The sequence below is a fragment of the Marinilabilia salmonicolor JCM 21150 genome (assembly GCF_000259075.1).
In the GTDB taxonomy this organism is placed as follows: domain Bacteria; phylum Bacteroidota; class Bacteroidia; order Bacteroidales; family Marinilabiliaceae; genus Marinilabilia; species Marinilabilia salmonicolor.
The window spans coordinates 142,363-164,576 of the sequence record NZ_AJKI01000031.1; the positions used below are offsets into that span (position 1 = coordinate 142,363).

Genomic DNA, 22,214 nt, shown 5'->3' on the forward strand with positions numbered 1-22,214 from the left:
TTTTGGGCAACAAAATTATACCCTATGTCAAAAGCAAAGTATAAATACAATCCGGAAACGTTAACTTACGAGCCAATTGCGACGGGAACCCGTTACCTCCTTCGGCGCATTTTCACCTACTCCATGTTTTCTGCTGTATTGGGCGTTTTTTACTTCTTAGGGTATTCTTACTTTTTTGACAGCCCGCAAGAGAAAAAACTGAATCGCGAGAATTCCAGATTACAGGCACAATACGAAATACTAGACAAAAAACTTCAACAAGTCCAGATTGTACTGGACGATATTCAACAACGCGATGAGAATATTTACCGCGTTATTTATCAGGCCGATTCCATTCCTAATTCAATAAGACGAGCAGGTTTTGGTGGTATGAACAGATACAAACACCTTGAAAACCTGGAAAATGCGGACCTGGTGGTCAACACTTCAGAAAAACTTGACGTCATTATGAAACAGCTCTACGTTCAGAGCAAATCATTTGATGAAGTGATCGACCTCACCCTGCGCAAAGAAGAAATGCTGCGTTGCACTCCTGCCATTCAGCCAATCTCCAACAAAGATCTTCGTCGTACAGCGTCCGGTTACGGATGGCGAATAGATCCCATATACAAAGTTAAGCGTTTTCATGAAGGAATGGATTTTTCTGCTCCCACCGGAACAGACATTTACTCAACTGGTGACGGAGTGGTTAAAAGAGTCATTCGATCACATGGAGGCTATGGCAACCATATCGAAGTTGACCATGGATTTGGTTACTCCACCGTTTATGCCCACATGCATGAGTTTAATGTAAAAAAAGGGCAAAAAGTGAAGCGCGGGGATGTAATAGGCTGGGTAGGAAACACCGGTAAATCCACGGCTCCTCATCTCCACTACGAAGTTAGAGTCAAAGGTCGTCCTGTAAATCCTGCACACTATTACTTCCAGGATCTGACACCCGACCAGTATGAAAAAATGATTCATATTTCAAGCAACAGCAATCAGACATTTGACTAGTGTCTGTCCATAAAGTACCATTTGCGTCCCCGAAGGATCGGGGCAGGCTGTTACGCTTGCCGCCAAAATACTCATTTACCAAAGTAAACTCCGTTTTTGGCGGCTTCACAAGCCTTGCAGCTGGCACTTTCTGACCAAACACATGACTTTTTACAAACTTTCCCGAGTTTATAGACGGGTATTTGACTAACCCGCTTATTTAAAAACGATTCCACATCAGGAAGCAGCAATAATATTTGCAGCCTCCAAAAAAAAGAATTAAAATTGTAATTGCTGCCAAAACACGCTTTCGGCAGCAATTCTTGTATAATGGTGACCATAAATTTCTAAAACGATGCCCTACAAAGAGCCAAAAATTGAAAAGCTTTATTACTCCATCGGAGAGGTTGCTTCTATTTTTGATGTCAATACATCCCTGATTCGTTTCTGGGAAAAAGAATTCGACATCATTAAGCCTCATAAAAACAAGAAAGGGAACCGTTTATTTACACAAAAAGACATTGACAACTTCCATCTAATTTTTCATCTGGTAAAAGAGCGTGGAATGACGCTCAAAGGAGCTCAGAAAAAATTAAAAGAGAACAAAGAAGGCACCGAAAACAACTTTGAAGTAGTGAAACGCTTAAAAGACATCAGGGCTCTTCTGGTCGATATTAAAGACAACATCTAATCCTGCTGATCAGGAATTATCAGTTAATTTCAACACTCAACCAGCCGGATACATGATACCATTAAAAAACATAATAAAAGAACTGGAAGTATTTGCACCTCCTGCATTTCAGGAGGACTATGACAATTCAGGTCTGCAGACGGGTAACCCCGAAACAAACATTGCAGGCGTACTCATTACCCTGGATGTAACAGAGGAGGTTTTGGAGGAAGCCATAAACCGGCAATGCAACCTTATTTTGGCTCACCACCCTTTAACTCTCAAGGGGATAAAGACTCTGACCGGAAAAAATGAACCGGAAAGAATCCTGATAAAGGCCATTAAAAATGACCTGGCCATCTATTCTGCCCATACCAATTTGGACAGCGTAGAAAATGGAGTAAGCACCGCACTTGCCCGGAGACTTGGATTACAGAACATTCAGATACTGGAGCCCAGAAAAGGTCTTCTGCTGAAGTTGGTGACTTTTGTCCCCCGGGATTATGCCGACAAAATCAGAAATGCATTGTTCACCGCTGGTGCCGGCCACATAGGTAATTACGACAGCTGCAGCTACAATTTAACGGGAGAAGGAACCTTCCGGGCAGGAGAAAACACCAACCCTTTTGCCGGCCAACAAGGAGAATTGCATCACGAAAAAGAGGAAAGAGTTGAGACTGTTGTTCCCGTTCACCTGAAAAATAAAGTTTTACAGTCACTTTTATCCACTCATCCATACGAGGAGGTGGCCTACGATTTCTACCCGCTTGAAAACGTATGGAATCAGGTAGGATTCGGTGCCATCGGAGAACCGGAAAATGAACTGGCCGAAGAGGAGTTTCTTAAGCAACTAAAGGAAGTAACCAATGCTGGATGCATCAGGCATACAGAGCTCAGAAAGAAACCCGTCAAAAAAGTTGCTGTTTGCGGTGGATCAGGCAGTTTTCTTTTGCATCAAGCCATAAAGGCAGGTGCAGACTTATTTGTCAGTGCCGACTTTAAATATCATCAATTTGCAGAAGCAGATGGCAAAATCGTTATTGCAGATATAGGGCATTATGAAAGCGAACAATTTACTAAAGAAGTTTTTTTTGAGTTACTTACAAAAAAATTCCCTAATTTTGCAGTCCGTTTGTCGAACGTTTCTACCAATCCCATAAAATACTATTAGCAGAATGGCAAAAATGGATAAAAAAACAAATACCGGCGAGAAGACCGTGGAAGACAGACTTCGTGCGCTGTACAATCTTCAGAAAGTGATGTCGGATGTTGATAAAATCCGTACTCTTCGGGGAGAACTCCCCCTGGAAGTTCAGGACCTGGAAGACGAAGTTGAAGGACTGGAGACCCGTATCAACAATCTGAATTCTGAGATAAAAAACCTGAACAACAACATACAGGACAAAAAGAACGGTATTAAAGAATCCGACCTCCTGATTAAGAAATACGAATCGCAGCAGTCAAGCGTTCGCAACAACCGTGAGTTTGAGTCGCTGAATAAAGAGATTGAATTCCAGAATCTGGAAAAAGAGCTTTGCAAAAAAAGGATCAAAGAATTTGAAACCGAAATGAAAGCAAAGCAGGAAGCAGTTGCCAGTTCGGAAGAGTTGATGGGTGAAAGAAAAGCAGACCTGGAGTCAAAAAAGAAAGAGCTGGAAAACATTGTTTCAGACACTCAGGAGGACGAGGATAAACTGAAGAAGAAAGCCAAAGATATCGAGAAAGAGATTGATGAGCGTCTTCTTACTGCATTCAAACGTATCCGCAAGAATGCTCGAAACGGACTTGCCGTAGTTACTGTTGAGCGTGATGCATGTGGTGGTTGCTTCAACAAAATTCCTCCCCAGCGTCAACTGGATATTCAGTCGCGTAAAAAAGTAATTGTTTGTGAATATTGCGGTCGCATCCTGGTGGATAGTGAATTGTAAATGCTACAAGAAATAAATAGAAAAAGAGCTGCTTCTGATTGTTTGGAAGCAGCTCTTTTTTTATGAGCATAATACCCGTCTTTAAGCAGGTATACCTTATGCACAACACACTTTACATCAGCCAAATTCAAACCGGATTCCAAATAACAAAATGAACATCTTACATTTTAAGAAAAGCCGGCTCTCATACTGTATTCGATGTATCATTAATCCCCCGACTAAAGCCGGGGGCTGGTCTCATGATTTCATTATATTCAAATCTCCGGGACAATCTTTTGCCTTCTGCCCTATAACTAATTAACTAACTAACTAACTAAAACCTACAAACCTCTACCCGGCAGTTGTTTTTTACCGTCTATATCACATTCAAAAGCTTACACAAAGCCATTTACCAGCTACCACCGGCACCGCCGCCGCCAAAGCCACCGCCACCGAAGCCGCCAAAACCGCCGCCTCCACCAAAGCTGCCGCCTCCGGAAGAAAAATTCCCCCAGCTACCGGAATGACTCCGGCTTCCGGATCCCATCATCGATAAAAGCATCCAAAATGGTAATCCACGTCCGATGGAACTGTGTCTTGACTTCTGACTTCTGAAGGCCGAAATAAAGATCACTCCAAAAATAATCATCACAATCAAAGCGCCTGAAGCACCGCCCCCTTCTGTTCTGTCCATATAACCATCAGCGGTATATTCTCCGCGCGTGAGATTGGCCAGCACCTGCACTGCCGCCAAAACGCCCCCCGTATAGTCATTTTCTTTAAAGCGGGGTATCATTTCATTGTCCACAATGCGATTGGCTACAGCATCGGGAACCACCCCCTCCAGTCCGTAACCGGTAGCAATAAATGCCTGCCCCCGAAGATCACTCGTTTTGGGCTGAACCAAAATAAGAATTCCATTGTCTTTGCCTTTCTGGCCTATCCCCCACTTTTCAGCCAACTGAAAAGCATAATCTCCGGCATCATAACCGCCAAGATCAGAGATCGTAACCACGGCAATCTGCGTACTGGTTTCTCTGGCAAAGTCCACCAATGTGTTTTCCAGTGGCTCTTTCACCTGTTGATCAAGGACTCCGGCCAGATCATTCACCAAACGGGGTGGCTCGGGACGTGGTGGAAAATCATCCTGTGCAAAAGAAGAAAAAGAAATCAGCAGTGTCCCGATTAAGGCTATTATTATTTGTCTCATATCAATAAATCGTTAGATTTTAGAAGTTAGAGGTTAGGAAAATCGTATAACATTGACATTCTGAATTTTATCAAAAATATTCGTTTAAACTTAAAGATTTAATTTCCAGAATTTTGAAAAAGTTTAACGGGCCATTGTCATATAACTTTTACTATTTATCCAAAAGAAATATCATCATTTAACTCATTCACATCATCTTTCTGATAGGGAAAATGGGCTTTTAATTGTTCTCCGCTTCGGAGAATTCCCTGAACCAATCCTCCGGGAAAATCCTCTTCCCGGAAGCGCTGGAGCATCAGTTCTTTGATTTCATCCCAGAAACCTTCAGGGACTTTGGCATTAATACCGGCATCGCCCAAAATGGCAAATTTCCGGTCTTTTACTGCCAGATAGAAAAGCACTCCGTTGCGCAGTTCTGTTTTGTGCATCTTCAGCTTTTCAAAAATAAAAGCCGCCCTGTCCAGGACATCTTCCGGACAGGATTTCTCAATGTGCACACGTATTTCGCCCGATGTATTTAGTTCGGCTTCTTTGATTGCATTTACAATCTCCGTTTTTTGATCTTCGGTAAAGAGGTGTTTGGCCATATTTTATAGATTATTAGATTTAAGAAATTTAGCCAGTAGCAAAACAACTATTATCCACTGGCTATTAGCTGTTGGCTATTAGCTCTTAGGAAATCAGTCGCCAGGCAGGAGACAGAAGTTGTTAGAAGCTTAAAGCCAAAAGAAATACTAAAGCCTGCGTTTAGGATCTGCTTAAAACTGCACTTCCGGAACCTCATCGGCACCCTGATCAGCCTCAAAATAGGGCTTGCTCTCAAAGTTAAACATTCCGGCAATCAGGTTTCTTGGGAAACGGCGGATGTAGGTATTGTAAGCCCGGGTGGCTTCATTGAACTTCCGGCGCTCCACGGCGATGCGGTTCTCTGTTCCCTCCAACTGGGCCTGCAGGTCCAGGAAATTCTGGTTGGCCTTCAGATCGGGATATCGTTCCATTACCACCATCAGACGGGACAATGCAGAAGAGAGTCCTTCCTGTGCTTTTTGAAAATTCTGCAGGGTTTGTTCGTTTAGTTCATCGGCCGACAAGTTGATGCTGGTAGCTTTGGATCTTGCTTCCACTACCCCCTGAAGTGTTTCCTGCTCGTGTTCTGCATAACCTTTCACGGTATTTACCAGATTGGGAATCAGATCAGCGCGTCGCTGATAGACATTCTCCACCTGCGCCCAACTGGCAGTAACATTCTCATCCAACTCAACCATTGTGTTATAACCACAGCTCGACAGTAACGGAATCATCACCACTGCCATCAATATCCATTTTATCCTTCTCATTGTTTCAAAGTTTTAGTTTAGTGTAAATCAGGATTAGTTCCTTTCCGATCAAATATGGTTCCACAAACTTAAGAGTGCCAAACTGTCACGACTCTTTGCGAGAAAACATCCACAACAGACCAAAAGCCATCGCTCCGTTAAGCATCAGCTTCTCAAACCCCAGTCCAAACCCGAACCAGTCCATTGCATTGTAATCAATAACTCCGGTAATTACAGGTGTCAGAACGGCAATCAATGGCACCACTTTATCTCTGACCCGGCGCCGGGTATAAAGACCAAAGGCAAACAATCCCAACAGCGGGCCGTATGTATATCCGGCCAATGTGTAAACAGTATCAATAATACTGTCCTGTCCGGCCATTCTGAAAACAATAATTACAAAACCTGTTATGATGGCAAAACACACATGTACAAACATACGGATGCGCTTTCCTGCGGAAGGGGTCAGTTGATTGACCTTCAAAATATCTACGGAAAATGAGGTCGTCAAAGCCGTCAGGGCTGAATCGGCACTCGAAAGGGCCGCTGCCAGCAATCCCAGAAAAAACAAAACCCCCACCGAAAGCGGCAGATAACCACCCGTAGCTACAATCGGAAAGATATCATCGGCCCTGGCCGGCATGGAAATCCCTTTGAACTGCATAAACACGACCAGCAAAGCGCCCAGCGAGAGAAACAACAAATTGACCGGCACAAAAGCAAAACCGTAGGACAATATATTCTTTCTGGCATCCTTAAGGTTGCGGCAACTCAGGTTTTTCTGCATCATATCCTGATCCAGCCCGGTCATGACAATGGTAATAAAAATACCGGAAAAGAATTGCTTCACAAAATGCTGGGACGAATGCCAGTTTTCAAATTCAAATATTTTAAAAAAACCGCTATCGCCGATGGCTGAAATCAGTCCGGATACTCCCAGGTTCATTTCATTTCCGATATGGTAGATGGTAACCCCGACTGCCACCAGAAACAAAAGTGTCTGCAGTGCATCTGTCCAGATAATGGTTTTTATACCTCCCCGAAAAGTATAGAGGTAAATCAACCCTATCAGCACAGCTACCGAAGTGGCAAAAGATACTCCCAAATCGTCGAACAAGGCTATTTGCATCACCACCGCCATCAGATATAAACGGGCAGCCGCTCCCACCAGCTTACTGGCAATAAACAACAATGCTCCCGACTTATAGGAACTGACACCAAAACGTCCGTCGAGATAGGAATAAATAGAAGTAAGATTTAACCGGTAATAGAGTGGCAACAACACAAAAGCAATCACCAGGTACCCGACAAAAAAACCGGCAACCATTTGCATATAGGTAAACCCTACCGACGTTACATAGCCGGGTACCGAAACAAAAGTAACACCCGACAGGGATGCTCCTACCATTCCAATGGCAACCACCACCCATGGTGAACGCCGATTCCCCAGAAAGAAACTGTCGTTATCGGCCTTGCGCGAGGTAATGACCGATAAGGCAATCAAAACAACAAAATAGACACCAACGAGTGAGAGTATCAGTAACGGATCCATAAGCTCGAGTTCAATTTTGAAACAAAGTTCACAAATTTAAGGGAAGAATGGAGAAAAAGATAAAATACCTCTCTTCATAACTTCTACGGGGCATCCTCGTACCTTCTTCCACCGTTGTTCGACTGTTGTTCGACCCTATGGAGTCGAAGAAGAGTGGAAGTATGAATAAAGCACGCCTCAGGTAATGGATTCCAAACCTACAATGAACCGCCCTGTTATTTTATTAACTTTGCAACAAAACACACATTAATGTCAGACATCCAGTTTCCATCCAAGATACTCGAAAATGCGGTGAATGAGTTTTCCAAACTGCCCGGAATAGGCAGGAAAACGGCCCTCCGCCTGGTATTGCATATTCTGAAACAAGAAAAAGAATCGGCTTACCAGTTTGCGGATGCCATTACAACTCTGGCTGACGAAATAAAATATTGCAAAAGTTGTTACAACATTTCCGACAGCGATATTTGCTCCATCTGCTCCAATCCCCGGCGTGACCACTCCGTGGTTTGTGTGGTCGAAAATGTGCGTGATGTAATGGCTATCGAGAACACCCACCAATATCAGGGCATCTACCACGTGTTGGGAGGCCTGATTTCCCCTATGGATGGAACTGGCCCCGATGATCTGACCATCACTCCGCTCGAAGAGAAGCTGAAATCGGAAGAAGTCAAGGAAATCATTTTTGCTTTGAGTACCACCATGGAAGGAGATACCACCAACTTTTTTCTTTACCGGAAATTTCAGCAATACCCGGTAAAATTCAGCACCATTGCACGAGGGGTGGCCATTGGCGACGAGCTCGAATATGCCGATGAAGTAACACTGGGAAGATCTTTGGTGGATCGGCAACCCTTTGAGAAAAATGCCTTGTAACATAAAATTCAAAGACACCATAAAAAATGGAAAAATCGATCAAACAAATTAAGATAATTTTCTGGGCTCTGCTTATCATCATGCTGATTATGGCTGCCATGGCGTTTTACGTCACCCGCCAAACAGGCCCCCTTATGGACTGGACGCTTTCACAAAAGGAAAATCTGAAATCCATAATTCTGATCTTAGCATTAGGTGGTATTCCGGCGAGTTACATCTTTCACTCCAAGAAGGTAAAACACATTGACCCGGAACTACCCATGGCGCAGAAAGTAAACCAATTCAAAATCAGCTACCTGATAAAAATCATCACGCTGGAAGCCTTATCCGTGCTTGGCATTCTCAGCTACATGATTACGGCGGACAATACTTTTCTATATATTTTTGCGTTACTTTTTGTGGCCTATCTGATAAACAGGCCCACAAAAAACGGAATTACAGAGGAGATTGAGCCTTATATACCCGAAGAAACCGACGAATCGTAAAAGACACAAACATGATCATTGCAGTTGATTTTGACGGCACCATCGTTAAGCACCAATATCCGAAAATAGGAAAAGAAAGACTATTTGCCTTCGAAACCCTGAAAGCACTCCAAAAACAAGGTCATCTACTGATTTTATGGACTTTCAGAGCTGGCAGGGAACTTGATGAGGCGGTGGAATTCTGCAAAAAAAACGGACTTGATTTTTTTGCAGTCAACAAAAGTTATCCCGAAGAAGATTATGATCCTTCATTAAGTCGAAAAATCAATGCAGACCTTTTTATCGACGACAGAAACATTGGAGGTTTCCCGGGATGGGGTGAAATCTACCAAATGCTAAGCAACGATGTGTCGGAGCAGGAACGTGAACTGTTTTTTTCGAAATACAGAAAAGCAGAAAGAAAAACTTTTTGCGGATTCATTAAATCTCTGTTTTGCAAAGAATAACACATCAGAATTCGCAATGAGAAAATCTGCTTTATGACGCCACGCATTTCAGTAATTACGGTTACCTACCATGCCACTCCGTTAGAATATCTTTATATGTGGTCGTTGGCTGCGTCGGGGATGAAACACTCGGAGGTCATTATAGTGGATAACACAGGAAAAGATCCGATTCTTCTGAAGATCAAAGAAAAATACCCTTTCGTCAAGATCATTCACAACACTGAAAACGAAGGCTTTGGAAGGGCTTGTAATCGGGGATTCTCAGTAGCCCGTGGAGACATTGCGCTTTTTTTAAACCCGGACACCATTGTCCCTGAAAATTTTGAAGAACTAATTCTTGATTTCTTTGAAAAACATCCTCGTTGTGGAGCCATGGGGGCAATGATGATTGATGGACAAGGTCATTTCCTGCCGGAGTCCAAAAGAAACTTTCCCACCCCGGCAGCCTCCTTTCTCCGATTCAGCGGGCTGGACAAATTCATTCATCCCCAAAAAGAAAAATGGTCCTACTATACACAACAAAATTCAACCATTACCCCTTTCCAGGTTTCAGTCTTGTCCGGAGCATTCATGGCAGTTACCAGAAAAGCAATGCAACTAACAGGAGGATTTGACCGTCGTTTTTTTATGTTTGCCGAGGATATTGACCTTTCGGTTCAGATAGCCTTAGCCAATCTGGAAGTCTGGTATAATCCTGCTATCCGGATCATTCACTTCAAGGGCCAAAGCTCAAGACAGTCAAAAAATTATGCATCCATATTTCACAACTCTATGAGTTTGTTTTATCAAAAGTATTACCAAAATCGCCATTCACGTTTACAATGCTTATTAATAGAAAGCAGCATCCGACTGTTGAAAAACATAGCCAGATGGCGCATGATTTATAGAAACACCCCTTCTGAAAAAAACAGAAAACAACTCTCCCTTCATCCGGAATCATCTTCCAGGGCCATAAAAACACTCCAACAAAGCGGAATTTTTGATTTCACTTCAAAACCCCAAAAACCAGGTTTACTCTTATCAACATTAGAACTTTCTCCATCAAAACTTATCACAACGGTAGCTGAAAGGTCATCAGGTGAGTCAAAGATTTTTTTGTACCACGACGAGACTGGAAATCTGTTTGAACTCAATGACAAAAATCATCTGGTACAAATTTTATTGTAGTCAAACATCACTAAAAAACGGTTTTTCATCACAAAAAAGCAATCGTTAAAAAAACTCCTGGCAATAGCTGTTTCCTCTACAACCAAAATTTCGTATTTTGACGCGTTGAAACTTAATCTGAAGAATTCAGTCTCTTACGGAAACTCATGGAACGAGCATAGCAAGGTTTGCCTTTAGAGAAGATGTAAAAATTCTTGCATTCGAATTTCATCAGACCAATAACTTAAACATATTATTTACTGATAAATTCATCAGGCTAAAATATCGCCACCATGTTGAGAAAACATTACACTTTTATCCTTACAGTGATAATCATAATAAGCATATTTTTCAATGATGTCACAGCTCAGTCTCCCCGGAAAATAATCCGGGAGGCTAATCAGCTCATCGAAATTGCTTTTTATGAAGAAGCTATAAAAGTGCTTACCCCTCTTGCCAACGAAAAGCATCCAGAAGCACTTCTGCTGAAAGGTTTCAGCCATCTTGCCAATGACGATGAACTGGCAAAAACTATAGAGACTCTTGAAAGGGCGGCTGCACTTTATCCCCTGAAAAAAAACAGCAGCAACCAGGCACTTGAAGCTCACTTCTATCTGGGACAAGCCTATCGGCTGAACGAAGAACCCGAAAAAGCATGTGAAAAGTTTAATCAGGTAAAAGCACATACCCAAAACATCGAATTCATAGAGGATGTTGAGCAGGAAATTGCCTATTGTGAAAACTATTTGAAATTAAAAGAAAACCCCGTCGATAGAAAAATTGAGCACATGGGGGACATCATAAACAGTCCTTACGAAGACCACAGCCCCATCGTTCTGTTCGATGAATCAACCATCTATTTCACCTCCACACGTCCGATAGATAGTCTGCAAAATGAAGGTCCTTTTTTTGAGAATATTTTTGTGAGCCACCGGCGCAATAACCAATGGACTAAGCCAAAAATGATGGAAATCCCCGGCTACGGAGGCACCAACCGTGCGACTGTTGGACTTACTCCCGATGGCCAGGGATTGATTTTTTATGAAAATTTCGGAGTTGAGGGAGCCCTGTTTGTAACCTATAAAACCTTTGAGGGCTGGAGTCAGCCGGAGCCTTTACCTGCTCCAATAAATTCAGGATTTAACGAAACACACGCGTCGTTTACCCCCGATGGAAACACCATCTATTTTTCAAGTGAAAGACCCGGAGGCTTTGGTGGTAAAGACATATATTCCTCCAGTAAACTCCCGGACGGAACCTGGGGAATGCCCGTTAATGCGGGAGAAGTCATCAATACTCTGCAAGATGAAGAAAGTCCGTTTATACATCCTGATGGAACAACACTATATTACTCCTCTTCAGGGAAAAATTCAATGGGTGGTTACGATGTGTTTAAAAGTTCTCTAAATGAAGATGGAAACTGGAGTATCCCCGAAAACATTGGCTACCCCATCAATACCCCCACCGATGACCTGTTTTACCTCCCTACCCCCAACGGGCAGAGAGTTTATTACTCATCGCAACAGGAAGATGGACTGGGACAATCAGATCTGTTTGTACTGCTTTTTCCGCCTTCTGACAAACGCTCCATGGCCGTTGTATCCTCACACATTTTTAACAGCGAAAATCAACCGGCCGAAAACGCTGTCATACACGTCAGCAACCTGAACAATCAGGACATTATGGGAACCTTCAGGACCAATCCGCTGACCGGCAAATTTATTGCAATAATTCCCACCGCCCGGGAATACCAGCTTATAATTGAAAGTGAAGGACATAAAACCTACTCTCAAACATTTAACCTCGATGCCAGGGATGATTACAAGACGAAAAACCGTGCAATTTACCTTCCGGCCATAACACTGGAAAGTAATCAGCCTGCTGAATAATACCCTCTGTCATTTTGGGGAACCGGCTGCATTGATTTATTTTTGCCGGAATAAAATACCGGCACATGATCAAAAACGACAAAATAATTCTAAGAGCACTTGAACCAGCTGATGCCGATTTACTATATCAATGGGAAAATCAGATGGAGTTATGGAATGTGAGCAACACGCTTACTCCTTTTAGCCGCCATCAGATTGTGACTTACATCAATCAGATCTCCCTGGACATTTATCAGACCAAGCAACTGCGGTTGATGATTGATGTACCAAAAGAAAACCGGCAGGAGAGCATTGGCATGATTGACCTGTTCGATTTTGACCCCTACCATTCACGTGGAGGCATAGGAGTGATGATTTACAAGAAGGAAAGAGAAAAAGGTTATGCCCGGGAAGCAGTGGCCCTCTTCATTGAATATGCTTTCTCACACCTCGGACTTCATCAGATTTTCTGCGATATTTCCGAAGAGAACACCGCCAGCATTAAACTTTTCGAAAGTCTTGACTTCAGTTTTGTCGGAAGAAAAAAACAATGGCTCAGGACACCAGCGGGTTTTAAGGATGAATTGATGTACCAGAAAATATCAGGCACATAAACAAAGGCTACAACTCCTGAAACGAGGGAAACCCTGAAAGCGCCTCAAAACTCCCGGTCTCCACATCTGTTTTTATACAATAATGGGTTAAACCGTTGGTAAGGACCAAAAATGGCACTTTCAATGTAGTGTTGTATCTGGCAGCCTGACTTAGGGTTTTAGAATCCACTGGTACCGTGGGTGCCTTGCACTCAACAATAAGCACTGGTTCTCCGCGCCTGTTGTACAATAAAATGTCACACCTTTGCGACAGTCCATTGACTTTTAACATCTTCTCCACTCCGGTAAGCACTTTCGGATAATTCAACTGTACCGCCATAAAACGCAAAAAGTTTTGCCTGACCCATTCTTCCGGTGTCAGCGCAACAAATTTCGCGCGAACCTCATCGAAAATAAACTTTTTCCCTCGTTCTTCCTTGTATCTGAAAGTGTATTGGGGCAAATTTAATCTCTTCATACTGCAAAAATAAGACAATTTAACCACCCTATACGAAAATTAAATTATATTCGTAAAAAAACCGTAAACCATAATACAATGAAGACCAAAAACGAAATTGTTGAAAACTGGTTGCCAAGATACACCGGCCGCCCCCTTAAAGAATTTACAAAACACATATTGCTTACCAATTTCAACCATTATGTGGAGTTGTTCTCCAAATGGCATAATGTGCCCATTGTTGGAGAAGATCACAATATGCCAAACTGCAGTGCCGACGGTATCACCATCATGAATTTTGGAATGGGAAGTCCCAATGCAGCAACCATAATGGATCTGTTAAGTGCTGTTGATCCTCAGGCAGTTCTTTTTTTAGGAAAATGTGGAGGACTAAAAAGAAAGAATACATTGGGCGACTTAATTCTGCCCATCGCCGCAATTCGAAGCGACGGTACCTCCAATGATTATCTGCCACCCGAAATCCCGGCACTTCCGGCATTTAGTCTTCAACGTGCCGTATCAACTACTATTCGTGATTACGGGCGTGATTATTACACAGGTACTGTATTTACCACTAACAAGCGGGTTTGGGAATACGACGAACGATTCAAAAAATATCTGGCTAAAACCAGAGCAATGGCCATCGATATGGAGTCAGCCACTATTTTCACCGTAGGTTTTGCCAATTCCATTCCCACCGGAGCATTGCTTTTGGTATCCGACCAACCTATGATTTCCACAGGAATCAAAACCGACGAAAGCGACAAAAAAGTCACTAAGGAGTTTGTAAATGAACACCTTCAGATAGGCATCGATTCACTTAAGGAGATTATAAACAACGGGAAATCGGTGAAACACCTGAAATTTGACACCTGATAACAAATGAAGTTTATGGTAAATAGTTTTTAGTGAGTAGTCAAGTTTTAACCTGGTAGTGCGTTTACTAACCGACCTTTCACACAAAGCCGGAAAGATGTAAACAGGCTGAAAGCCTGAGACCAATAGCCCGGGACAACAGCCTGGGCATAGGGGTACTCCTCACGCCCCCTCTTTCTTTATCGGTTGCATTGAAATCAATAAAGAGATAATCAGGTTAAAATTTTAACTTTGCCTGTTCAAAGAATTGATCTATGGATTTCGAACAAATAGTCGCACAGTTAAAAAATGGAGACTTTGCCCAGGTATATTTCCTGTCAGGGGAAGAGCCATGGTATGCCGATTACATTACAGATTACATTGCCAAAAATGCCATCAAAGAAGAGGAAAAGTCTTTCAACCAATCAGTTTATTATGGCGCGGATATTAACACGGTGGATATAGTTGAAGCCTCGCGTAGATTCCCGATGATGGCCCCAAAACAAGTGGTTATTGTTAAGGAAGCACAGAACATCAAGGACATCAAAAAAAATGGGAATGCACTGGAATCGTACCTGAAAGCCCCGGCTCCAACCACTATTCTGGTTATCAATTACCGCGACAAGTTTGATAAACGCACAAAAGTCTGGAAGGAACTTCAAAAGAAGGAGTTCATCTCTTTTGAATCCAAAAAACTGTGGGACAATCAGGTAGGACCCTGGATCAGCAAATATTTGAAGTCAAAAGGACTGGAAATAGACCCAAAAGCCAACACCATCCTGGTGGAACATCTTGGAAACAAACTTTCCAATGTGGTAAAAGCATTAGACAAGCTAAAAGTGGCTGTGGGCACTGATGTGAAAACAATAACCCCGCAACATATCGAAGATTACGTTGGCATCAGTAAAGACTTTAACAATTTTGAGCTACAGGATGCCATCCTGAAAGGAGATGTTTACAAAGCCAATCAGATTGCCCGGGTATTTGCCCAAAACCCCAAAGATTTCCCGATTCAGATGACCATCGGATTGCTTTTTTCCTTCTTCAGCAAATTGATGCTTTACGTAGCCACCCGGGACAAAAGCACACAAAATCTTGCTGCGCTGGGCATTCCACCATACAGAGTAAAGCAGTTTCAACCTGCCGCCCGCCGTTTTGGCTGGAACAAAAGTCGGCGGATTGTTTCACTTTTGCGCGAATACGATATGAAGTCAAAAGGATTTAACAACAACTCTGCCACTTCGGGTGATCTTTTGCAGGAGATGATTTTTAAGATTATGCATTGAGGCAGAGATTGAAGTCAGTAGTTTGTAGTCAGTAGTTTACAGAAAATAATTCCATATGCAACTAGATATCAACACCATACTCATCATCATCATATCCGCCATCAGTATTTTTGCATTCAGCAGACCCGAGATACTTGACAAGTTGAAGTTTAACGCCTGGCAAGTGGTCCATCGCAAAGAGTATCACCGGATTCTTTCTTACGGGCTGGTTCACGGCAGTTGGATGCACCTACTGATCAATATGTTTGTACTGTGGTCGTTCGGACGGGCCGTTTTGTATTATTTCGATATGGCCTTTGACGGAGGAACTGTCATTCGCTACCTCATATTGTTCGTCAGTGCCATTGGAGTTTCAACCTTATCCACACTCAATAAGGAAAAAAACAATCCCCACTACAATGCTGTTGGCGCTTCAGGAGCAGTCTCTGCGGTAGTATTCACCTCTATTCTGTTCAATCCTTACAATCCCATTCTGCTGTTTGGCATCATCCCGATTCCGGGCATTATTTTCGGAGTGCTGTACATCATCTATTCAAAATATATGGCAGGGAAAAATGTGGACAATATCGGACATGATGCACATTATTACGGTGCGATCTACGGGTTGATATTTCCGCTCTTTTATGAACCCAAACTGGCTCTTCATTTTTTCAACGAACTCATTAGTTTCAATTTTTAAGATTCCACTTCATGCCCCCCGGCAAAAAAAAATATCTTATTCTTAACGGTCACTTTTACGAGACCGAACGTCCGCTCTTTTCTCCGGAAAACAGAGCATTTCGCTATGGAGACGGGCTATTTGAGACAATTCGGTGCCACAAAACCATTCCTTTGTTTTTCGAAGATCATTACAACCGGCTGTTGAGAGGAATGGCCACTTTAAAGTTAACTGCCGCAGGGCTCCCTTCACTTACTGTTCTCAAAAATCACATTGAAAAACTAATTGTCAGAAACCGCATATTCTATGATGCACGGGTAAGACTTACAGTTTTTCGTCGCGACGGAGGCTTATATACTCCGGAAACCAACAATCCGGCGTGGTTGCTGGAAGCCTTTCCTCTTGAGGACAAAGGCTTCCACCTGAACCGTGATGGGATACGAATCGGTCTTTTTACTGAATACCCCAAAGTCTGGAGTCTTTCCGCAAGTTACAAAACACTTTCCTGCACTCCCTATATTCTGGCAGGCATTCATAAAAAAGAGAATTATTGGGACGACTGCCTCATCGTTAATCAGGACAAAATAATTATAGAAAGCATCAGTTCCAATCTTTTTTGGGTAAAAAACAACAATATTTACACACCGTCACTATCGTCGGGATGTGTGGACGGGATTATGCGACGCCGGATCTTTAAATTTGCTGAAGAATACAACATCGGGATAAAAGAAAACAGCGGTGCTTCGAAAGACGAACTAATGGACGCTGAAGAAATATTCCTTACCAATTCTGTTACCGGTATTACATGGGTGGTAGCATTTGAACACAAACGATATTTCAACCGGATTCCAAAAGAAATTGAAAAATGGTTGAACCATCAATTGAAAACTATAGTTCCGGATTAATTAGAGTCTGACCAAAAACTAAGTATTTTTCACGTGTTTGAAATAGAAAGTTCAAATTCAAGGCGTGTGAAAGATCTAAACCGCAGAATACTAATGTATTTGAGGATTTAGATTTTGAGCAACAACGCAGAAGTTGGACTTTATAGACAAACACTAATTAAAGGCGGGATTTCTGGGGAAATTCGTCCATGTTTTGTAGATATCCCCCATTTGCGCCATTGCTTTTTCCCAGATATCATCCACATCGCGGGTCATAATAAACTCATCGCTGAGCGTAGATACCACCCAACTGTTTTCTGCCAGCTCACCATCCAGCTGGTCAGGCGCCCAGCCTGAATAACCGGCAAAAAACTTTACCGAATTACTTGAGGCCTCCCCCTCATTAATCATCTTTTTCAGATGCTCAAAATCACCGCCCCAATAGACAGTTTCTGTAATCTGCACAGCACCCGGGACAATAGGCCCCAGAGTATGAAGAAAATTCAAGGTATTTGAGCTTACCGGGCCGCCAACAAACAGCTCTCCTTCAAAACTAAGGATGTCGTCAATCACCTCGTCAGGATAGAGTTCAGTGGACTTATTGAGCACCAACCCCACCGTCCCCTTTTCGTTATGTTCGGTAATCAAAATAATGGCACGACCAAAATAAGGCCCCTGCAGAAAAGGCTCTGCAATGAGCACTCGTCCGGCAGCAGGCTTAAGGGAGGTTTTATTGGGCTGGAAAATATTAAAATCAAGATTTTTCATAACAACTCAGTTTTTCAAGAGAAAACATTTTGTTATCAATTAACAGAAATAACAACCAATCTGTTTTTTCAAAAAATGAAAAACTTCCGGTTTACTTATCTAAATTAAGGAAAAAATAAAGTCCTTTCCAAAACTTTGCCCTACAATTTAATCCATTTATCAAATATAACTGCACACTTAAGGTCTGTCACTGGAAATTGGATAACGAAAACCATAGATTTGTAATTAGTCTTTGCAAGAAAACCCCGGCTACTGCATTTCGACAAGCTCAACGTGGCTCGTAATGCTCGTTTTTGAATCAGTTATTGACCAAAGATTCATCCCCGGGGAATATTGGAGGTTTCTGACAAGACTAATAACAAATTTTGCTTATTATATAGACAGGCTCTAACCTACCTTATAAATAAAAAAGGTAAGATGTAAACAGGCTGAATGTCTGAGAGTTTTGAGGTATCCCCCACGCCCCTCTCATTGTTGGTCGCGACGCGACTAATAGAGGGGGAGTATTTATTACAATTTCCCTGGGGCGTTGTCCCAGGCTATTGCTTAAAGACCTTTGGCCTTTTAAAAACAGAGAACTATTTTCAAGTCAATTTTATTGAGAACGCCTAAATTTAGCAGGTAGTTGAACATCGTAATAGATAATTTATAAATAATCAAGATTAATGACAACGTCTTAATTTATATGTACACAAATCCAGATTTCCTAAAAAAAACGTTTAACTCTGCTATCAGGATTGCAGGATTACTCCTGATCATTTCAGGAGCTATTGGTTGTCAAAGTCCGCGCAAAATGGTTTATCTTAAAAATGCATCAGGCCAGGATACCACAATGGTATATCATCAGCCGGATAAAAAATACAGAATCAGTTATGATGACATACTTTTTGTAAGAATACTGACAGGTAACCCTGAAATATCGGCACTTTACAACAATGCCCCCACTACCGGATTCAGCACCTCCATGACTTCGGAGGCCGACCAGTACATCAATGGCTTTACGGTAAATGAAGAAGGGAAAATTAAACTTCCCGTATTAGGCTCCCTGGAAGTAAAGGGATTAACTCTTCAGGAAGTTGAAAAGCACATCCAGGCTATGGCCGATCAATACCTCATCGATGCCACCGTAATCGTCAGGTTGCTGAATTTTAAAGTTACTGTTTTGGGAGAAGTAACCCGGCCGGGAGTTTACAGTCACTACAACGACAATATGACCATTCTGGAGGCCATCGGGAAAGCAGGTGATGTCACAGATCTGGGAGATAAGAGAAACATCATGGTCATAAGGACTGTTCCTGAAGGAAGAACCACATTTGAAATTGACCTAACACAAAAAGACCTGATGACCTCTCCGGCCTTCTTTTTAAAACCAAACGATGTAATATATGTGAAGCCCTCCGGAAGCAAAGCATTCCAGATCAATCTGCCTACAATGAGCATGATTCTTTCGTCTGTAACCACCATCATAGTTCTCTTGCAATATTTTGACAACCAATAACAAAAGATCAGAAATGCCAAACCAGCGACCACTTTCAGAACAGGAGCACAAAGATACATTCACCCCGGGAAGCCAGCAGGACCTCACCAAATGGATTCAGCGGTTTGCAGATTTATGGTATGTCTTTATTGCAGGTCTGCTGATTGCACTTTCCATTGCGTTCCTCATCAATAAATTTACTCACCCCGTTTATAAGGGAAAAACCACCATTCTTGTCAGCTCTGAAAAAAACAATCCGGTAGGAGCTGAAGCCCTCATCCGTGACCTCTCTTTTGACAATCAGACCAACATCAGGAATGAAATAGGAATCTTAAAATCCTACACACTGGCAAAAAGAACGCTAAAGGATTTAGATTTAACCACCGGATACTTCAAAATCCCCCGTATTACAGAAAATTGGCGCATCCCTTCACTCTCACGGGAACAATACAGCAACTGCCCCATTAAAGTAACTTCGGGGCAGAATGAAAAAAAGTTATACGACACTCCTTTCTATATTCGCATTTTGTCTCCAGGCACTTACTTATTGGAGTTTGAAGCTATCGTCAATGAAAGACAAATTGCCCAGACAGACACTTTTAGATTTGGCCAGTCCATCAGAAGCCCTTACTTCTCCTTCACTGTCAACCTCCGGGATAAATATGCTTCAGGGCTGTTCGATGAAGGATCTGACCATTACACATCTGATTACAGTGTGATTTTCTACAACTCCGACCAATTGGCCTCTAATTTCAGCAACAAGCTTCAGGTCAATTTTTATTTTGATGATGCCTCCATCCTGGAGCTAAGCCTACAGGGCAGGCATCCAAAAAAAATAACAGACTACCTTAACCACCATGCGCAAGCTTTCATCGAAAACGGGTTGGAAGAGAAGAACCAGATTGCCAGTGCCACCATCCGGTTTATCGATGAACAAATCAGCGGCATCTCAGATTCCCTGGAGGAAGCAGAATCTGACTTTCAAAAATTCAGATCCCGGAATAAAGTCATCAATATCAGCACCGAAGGCAACTATGCCATGGAAAAACTTGAGAATCTGGTTTCTCAGAAAAGTGACCTTCAACGAATGTCGAAGTATTATGACTATTTATTCGATTACATCCAGAACAGCAATGATTTTGACGATGTAATAGTCCCCAACACCATGGGTATTTCCGACCCTTCACTCAACAATCTGGTCAGTCGGCTGGCCGAATCCTATGCAACCCGCAACCGGCTATTGATGACCGCCCGCGAAAACAGTCCTCAGGTAAAACAGGCAACCAGAGAGATAGAAACCATCAAGGATGCCCTTACCGAGAACATCAGGAACATCATCAACACCTCACAGATTGAACTGGAGGTCATTGAAAACCAAATTGCCGAAGTAAACCGGCAGATACAAAAACTACCGGGCACAGAACGTGAATACATCAATATTCAACGCGATTTCACCCTTAACGACAACATCTACACCTTTCTGCTCCAAAAAAGGGCCGAAGCAGGGATTGCACTTGCTTCCAATGTATCGGACCATAAAATTGTCGATCCGGCATTGAAAAACACCACTTACCAAACGACACCAAAACCTCTGGCCAATATGATTATTGCAGGGCTTCTTGGACTGCTTCTGCCTGCCATTGGCATCGTTCTCAAAGACAGTCTGAACAACCGGATCAACGCTCGTTTCGTTGTAGAAGACTATACTTCTATCCCTGTACTGGCACATATAGAGCACTACCGGTCAGAAAAAAAACTTCCGGTACTCGAATACCCCAGATCTCCGCTAACTGAATCCTTCAGAGCACTGCGGACCAACATTGACTTCATGCTGGGCAAGAATGCTCAACATCCCGTATTGGCCATTACATCCTCCATTTCCGGGGAAGGGAAATCGTTTTGTTCAGCCAATCTGGGGGCTATTTTTGCACTTACAGGGAAAAAAGTTCTCGTAGTTGGAATGGATTTGCGTAAACCACAGACCCACACCGAATTCAGCATCGACAATTCAAAAGGGCTGAGCAATGTCCTAATCGGAACGGAGACTGCTGACAATGTTCTGGTGGAGTCACGACTTCCCGGATTGTTTGTGGTTCCTTCGGGCCCCATACCCCCCAATCCGGCAGAACTTCTGCAAAGTGATGAGATGAATCGCTTTCTCAGCGAAATGCGCCGCCGGTTCGATATGGTAATTCTGGATACACCACCGCTGGCTCTGGTCGCAGACACCTTGCTGGTCACCGAAGAAACAGATTTGAACCTGTTTATTCTCAGGCAGGGAATCTCCAAAAAGCAGGCACTAAGCTTTATCAACCAAATGGTGGAATCGGGAAGAATCCGGAAAACCGGGCTACTGGTGAACGATGTAAAAATTCTGAATAATTACAGCCCGGCCAACCGATATGGGTATGGATATGGTTATGGTAGATTTAAAAACAGTGGTTATTATGATTCATAAACTGATTAAGTCATCAATCTTCGTTATGAGATCATTGTAGGGGCTTCTGAAAAAGTCAATAAACTTAACCTACCTTATTCTTACGACAGGTAAGATGTAAACAGGCTGAAAGCCTGATAGCAATAGCCCGGGGCAACGCCCTGGGTTTTGAGGTATCCCTCACGCCCCTCTCATTATTGGTCGCGTCGCGACCAATAATGAGAGGGGGAAATTTTCCTGGGGCGTTGCCCCAGGCTATTGCTTAAAGACCTTCGGCCTTTTAAAAACGCAACAACATTTTGTATTCCCCAAAAAGGAAAAAGCCTCGCTTTTGGGAAGATTGATTTATGG

Annotated in this window: 22 protein-coding genes; 16 read left to right on the top strand and 6 right to left on the bottom strand. The window is 42.7% G+C overall.

All coding sequences use genetic code 11. From position 1 onward, the window contains the following. The first annotated feature begins 24 nt into the window (after window positions 1-24). From W7W_RS24015 to W7W_RS0115020, 4 genes are all read left to right on the top strand, one after another. On the top strand, window positions 25-996 hold the full coding sequence (locus tag W7W_RS24015) for a M23 family metallopeptidase (RefSeq protein WP_010664524.1): 972 nt from the start codon (window positions 25-27) through the stop codon (window positions 994-996). A gap of 334 nt (window positions 997-1,330) precedes the next feature. Next, on the top strand, window positions 1,331-1,666 hold the full coding sequence (locus tag W7W_RS0115010) for a MerR family transcriptional regulator (protein WP_010664525.1): 336 nt from the start codon (window positions 1,331-1,333) through the stop codon (window positions 1,664-1,666). A gap of 52 nt (window positions 1,667-1,718) precedes the next feature. Beyond that, window positions 1,719-2,816, top strand: coding sequence for a Nif3-like dinuclear metal center hexameric protein (locus W7W_RS0115015; protein ID WP_010664526.1), 1,098 nt, complete (start codon window positions 1,719-1,721; stop codon window positions 2,814-2,816). 13 nt (window positions 2,817-2,829) lie between these two features. Then, window positions 2,830-3,573 (top strand): zinc ribbon domain-containing protein, encoded by a 744-nt coding sequence (locus tag W7W_RS0115020; protein ID WP_234408419.1) that lies wholly within the window; start codon window positions 2,830-2,832, stop codon window positions 3,571-3,573. A 388-nt stretch (window positions 3,574-3,961) separates the two neighbouring features. On the opposite strand, the gene W7W_RS0115025 is transcribed toward W7W_RS0115020, so the two are convergent. From W7W_RS0115025 to W7W_RS0115040, 4 genes are all read right to left on the bottom strand, one after another. Next, the gene (locus tag W7W_RS0115025; RefSeq protein ID WP_010664528.1) at window positions 3,962-4,762 is read right to left on the bottom strand and encodes a TPM domain-containing protein; all 801 of its coding nucleotides are present in this window, start codon (window positions 4,760-4,762) and stop codon (window positions 3,962-3,964) included. Between the two features lie 155 nt (window positions 4,763-4,917). Continuing rightward, on the bottom strand, window positions 4,918-5,349 hold the full coding sequence (locus W7W_RS0115030) for a TPM domain-containing protein (RefSeq protein WP_010664529.1): 432 nt from the start codon (window positions 5,347-5,349) through the stop codon (window positions 4,918-4,920). A 171-nt stretch (window positions 5,350-5,520) separates the two neighbouring features. Further along, the gene (locus tag W7W_RS0115035; protein ID WP_010664530.1) at window positions 5,521-6,099 is read right to left on the bottom strand and encodes a LemA family protein; all 579 of its coding nucleotides are present in this window, start codon (window positions 6,097-6,099) and stop codon (window positions 5,521-5,523) included. An 85-nt stretch (window positions 6,100-6,184) separates the two neighbouring features. Then, the gene (locus tag W7W_RS0115040) at window positions 6,185-7,630 is read right to left on the bottom strand and encodes a sodium:solute symporter (RefSeq protein ID WP_010664531.1); all 1,446 of its coding nucleotides are present in this window, start codon (window positions 7,628-7,630) and stop codon (window positions 6,185-6,187) included. Window positions 7,631-7,879: 249 nt separating this feature from the next. Between W7W_RS0115040 and recR the strand changes: the two genes are divergently transcribed. The 6 genes from recR (at window position 7,880) to W7W_RS0115070 (ending at window position 13,062) form a co-directional block, all read left to right on the top strand. Continuing rightward, the gene (gene recR / locus W7W_RS0115045) at window positions 7,880-8,503 is read left to right on the top strand and encodes a recombination mediator RecR (protein ID WP_010664532.1); all 624 of its coding nucleotides are present in this window, start codon (window positions 7,880-7,882) and stop codon (window positions 8,501-8,503) included. Between the two features lie 26 nt (window positions 8,504-8,529). After that, window positions 8,530-8,988, top strand: a complete 459-nt coding sequence (locus tag W7W_RS0115050) for a hypothetical protein (protein ID WP_010664533.1) — start codon at window positions 8,530-8,532, stop codon at window positions 8,986-8,988. 11 nt (window positions 8,989-8,999) lie between these two features. Further along, complete coding sequence (locus tag W7W_RS0115055) at window positions 9,000-9,434, top strand: BT0820 family HAD-type phosphatase (RefSeq protein WP_010664534.1); 435 nt, start codon at window positions 9,000-9,002, stop codon at window positions 9,432-9,434. 33 nt (window positions 9,435-9,467) lie between these two features. After that, entirely contained in the window at window positions 9,468-10,601 is a 1,134-nt protein-coding gene (locus W7W_RS0115060; protein WP_010664535.1) for a glycosyltransferase family 2 protein, read from the top strand. Window positions 10,602-10,873: 272 nt separating this feature from the next. Further along, complete coding sequence (locus tag W7W_RS0115065) at window positions 10,874-12,469, top strand: PD40 domain-containing protein (protein ID WP_010664536.1); 1,596 nt, start codon at window positions 10,874-10,876, stop codon at window positions 12,467-12,469. Between the two features lie 65 nt (window positions 12,470-12,534). Beyond that, the gene (locus tag W7W_RS0115070; RefSeq protein ID WP_010664537.1) at window positions 12,535-13,062 is read left to right on the top strand and encodes a GNAT family N-acetyltransferase; all 528 of its coding nucleotides are present in this window, start codon (window positions 12,535-12,537) and stop codon (window positions 13,060-13,062) included. A 7-nt stretch (window positions 13,063-13,069) separates the two neighbouring features. Here W7W_RS0115070 and W7W_RS0115075 read toward each other — a convergent pair whose 3' ends face one another. Next, complete coding sequence (locus tag W7W_RS0115075; RefSeq protein ID WP_010664538.1) at window positions 13,070-13,519, bottom strand: type I restriction enzyme HsdR N-terminal domain-containing protein; 450 nt, start codon at window positions 13,517-13,519, stop codon at window positions 13,070-13,072. Window positions 13,520-13,597: 78 nt separating this feature from the next. Here W7W_RS0115075 and W7W_RS0115080 point away from each other — a divergent pair, with 78 nt between their 5' ends. The 4 genes from W7W_RS0115080 to W7W_RS0115095 all read left to right on the top strand — a co-directional run bounded on the left by W7W_RS0115080 (window position 13,598) and on the right by W7W_RS0115095 (window position 17,202). Further along, a complete protein-coding gene (locus W7W_RS0115080; protein ID WP_010664539.1) occupies window positions 13,598-14,374 on the top strand; it encodes an AMP nucleosidase in 777 nt (258 codons plus the stop codon). Window positions 14,375-14,628: 254 nt separating this feature from the next. Then, complete coding sequence (holA, locus tag W7W_RS0115085; protein WP_010664540.1) at window positions 14,629-15,639, top strand: DNA polymerase III subunit delta; 1,011 nt, start codon at window positions 14,629-14,631, stop codon at window positions 15,637-15,639. Window positions 15,640-15,694: 55 nt separating this feature from the next. Then, the gene (locus W7W_RS0115090; RefSeq protein ID WP_010664541.1) at window positions 15,695-16,318 is read left to right on the top strand and encodes a rhomboid family intramembrane serine protease; all 624 of its coding nucleotides are present in this window, start codon (window positions 15,695-15,697) and stop codon (window positions 16,316-16,318) included. Between the two features lie 11 nt (window positions 16,319-16,329). Beyond that, window positions 16,330-17,202 (top strand): aminotransferase class IV, encoded by an 873-nt coding sequence (locus W7W_RS0115095; protein WP_010664542.1) that lies wholly within the window; start codon window positions 16,330-16,332, stop codon window positions 17,200-17,202. Between the two features lie 153 nt (window positions 17,203-17,355). Here W7W_RS0115095 and W7W_RS0115100 read toward each other — a convergent pair whose 3' ends face one another. Next, window positions 17,356-17,949, bottom strand: a complete 594-nt coding sequence (locus W7W_RS0115100) for a YqgE/AlgH family protein (RefSeq protein WP_010664543.1) — start codon at window positions 17,947-17,949, stop codon at window positions 17,356-17,358. Window positions 17,950-18,634: 685 nt separating this feature from the next. Between W7W_RS0115100 and W7W_RS0115110 the strand changes: the two genes are divergently transcribed. Continuing rightward, a complete protein-coding gene (locus tag W7W_RS0115110; RefSeq protein WP_010664544.1) occupies window positions 18,635-19,447 on the top strand; it encodes a polysaccharide biosynthesis/export family protein in 813 nt (270 codons plus the stop codon). A gap of 13 nt (window positions 19,448-19,460) precedes the next feature. Next, window positions 19,461-21,884 (top strand): GumC family protein, encoded by a 2,424-nt coding sequence (locus W7W_RS0115115; protein WP_010664545.1) that lies wholly within the window; start codon window positions 19,461-19,463, stop codon window positions 21,882-21,884. Window positions 21,885-22,214 lie beyond the last annotated feature (330 nt).

What these genes read in the sequence shown, in the direction of transcription:
- W7W_RS0115020 (WP_234408419.1), top strand. Translation starts at nt 2,830, where the DNA reads ATGGATAAAAAAACAAATACCGGCGAGAAGACCGTGGAAGACAGACTT.
- W7W_RS0115100 (WP_010664543.1), bottom strand. Translation starts at nt 17,949, where the DNA reads ATGAAAAATCTTGATTTTAATATTTTCCAGCCCAATAAAACCTCCCTT.
- W7W_RS0115010 (WP_010664525.1), top strand. Translation starts at nt 1,331, where the DNA reads ATGCCCTACAAAGAGCCAAAAATTGAAAAGCTTTATTACTCCATCGGA.
- W7W_RS0115035 (WP_010664530.1), bottom strand. Translation starts at nt 6,099, where the DNA reads ATGAGAAGGATAAAATGGATATTGATGGCAGTGGTGATGATTCCGTTA.
- W7W_RS0115090 (WP_010664541.1), top strand. Translation starts at nt 15,695, where the DNA reads ATGCAACTAGATATCAACACCATACTCATCATCATCATATCCGCCATC.
- W7W_RS0115060 (WP_010664535.1), top strand. Translation starts at nt 9,468, where the DNA reads ATGACGCCACGCATTTCAGTAATTACGGTTACCTACCATGCCACTCCG.
- W7W_RS0115095 (WP_010664542.1), top strand. Translation starts at nt 16,330, where the DNA reads ATGCCCCCCGGCAAAAAAAAATATCTTATTCTTAACGGTCACTTTTAC.
- W7W_RS0115075 (WP_010664538.1), bottom strand. Translation starts at nt 13,519, where the DNA reads ATGAAGAGATTAAATTTGCCCCAATACACTTTCAGATACAAGGAAGAA.
- W7W_RS0115080 (WP_010664539.1), top strand. Translation starts at nt 13,598, where the DNA reads ATGAAGACCAAAAACGAAATTGTTGAAAACTGGTTGCCAAGATACACC.
- W7W_RS0115115 (WP_010664545.1), top strand. Translation starts at nt 19,461, where the DNA reads ATGCCAAACCAGCGACCACTTTCAGAACAGGAGCACAAAGATACATTC.
- holA (WP_010664540.1), top strand. Translation starts at nt 14,629, where the DNA reads ATGGATTTCGAACAAATAGTCGCACAGTTAAAAAATGGAGACTTTGCC.
- W7W_RS0115070 (WP_010664537.1), top strand. Translation starts at nt 12,535, where the DNA reads ATGATCAAAAACGACAAAATAATTCTAAGAGCACTTGAACCAGCTGAT.
- W7W_RS0115015 (WP_010664526.1), top strand. Translation starts at nt 1,719, where the DNA reads ATGATACCATTAAAAAACATAATAAAAGAACTGGAAGTATTTGCACCT.
- W7W_RS0115040 (WP_010664531.1), bottom strand. Translation starts at nt 7,630, where the DNA reads ATGGATCCGTTACTGATACTCTCACTCGTTGGTGTCTATTTTGTTGTT.
- W7W_RS24015 (WP_010664524.1), top strand. Translation starts at nt 25, where the DNA reads ATGTCAAAAGCAAAGTATAAATACAATCCGGAAACGTTAACTTACGAG.
- W7W_RS0115055 (WP_010664534.1), top strand. Translation starts at nt 9,000, where the DNA reads ATGATCATTGCAGTTGATTTTGACGGCACCATCGTTAAGCACCAATAT.
- W7W_RS0115025 (WP_010664528.1), bottom strand. Translation starts at nt 4,762, where the DNA reads ATGAGACAAATAATAATAGCCTTAATCGGGACACTGCTGATTTCTTTT.
- W7W_RS0115030 (WP_010664529.1), bottom strand. Translation starts at nt 5,349, where the DNA reads ATGGCCAAACACCTCTTTACCGAAGATCAAAAAACGGAGATTGTAAAT.
- W7W_RS0115050 (WP_010664533.1), top strand. Translation starts at nt 8,530, where the DNA reads ATGGAAAAATCGATCAAACAAATTAAGATAATTTTCTGGGCTCTGCTT.
- W7W_RS0115110 (WP_010664544.1), top strand. Translation starts at nt 18,635, where the DNA reads ATGTACACAAATCCAGATTTCCTAAAAAAAACGTTTAACTCTGCTATC.
- W7W_RS0115065 (WP_010664536.1), top strand. Translation starts at nt 10,874, where the DNA reads ATGTTGAGAAAACATTACACTTTTATCCTTACAGTGATAATCATAATA.
- recR (WP_010664532.1), top strand. Translation starts at nt 7,880, where the DNA reads ATGTCAGACATCCAGTTTCCATCCAAGATACTCGAAAATGCGGTGAAT.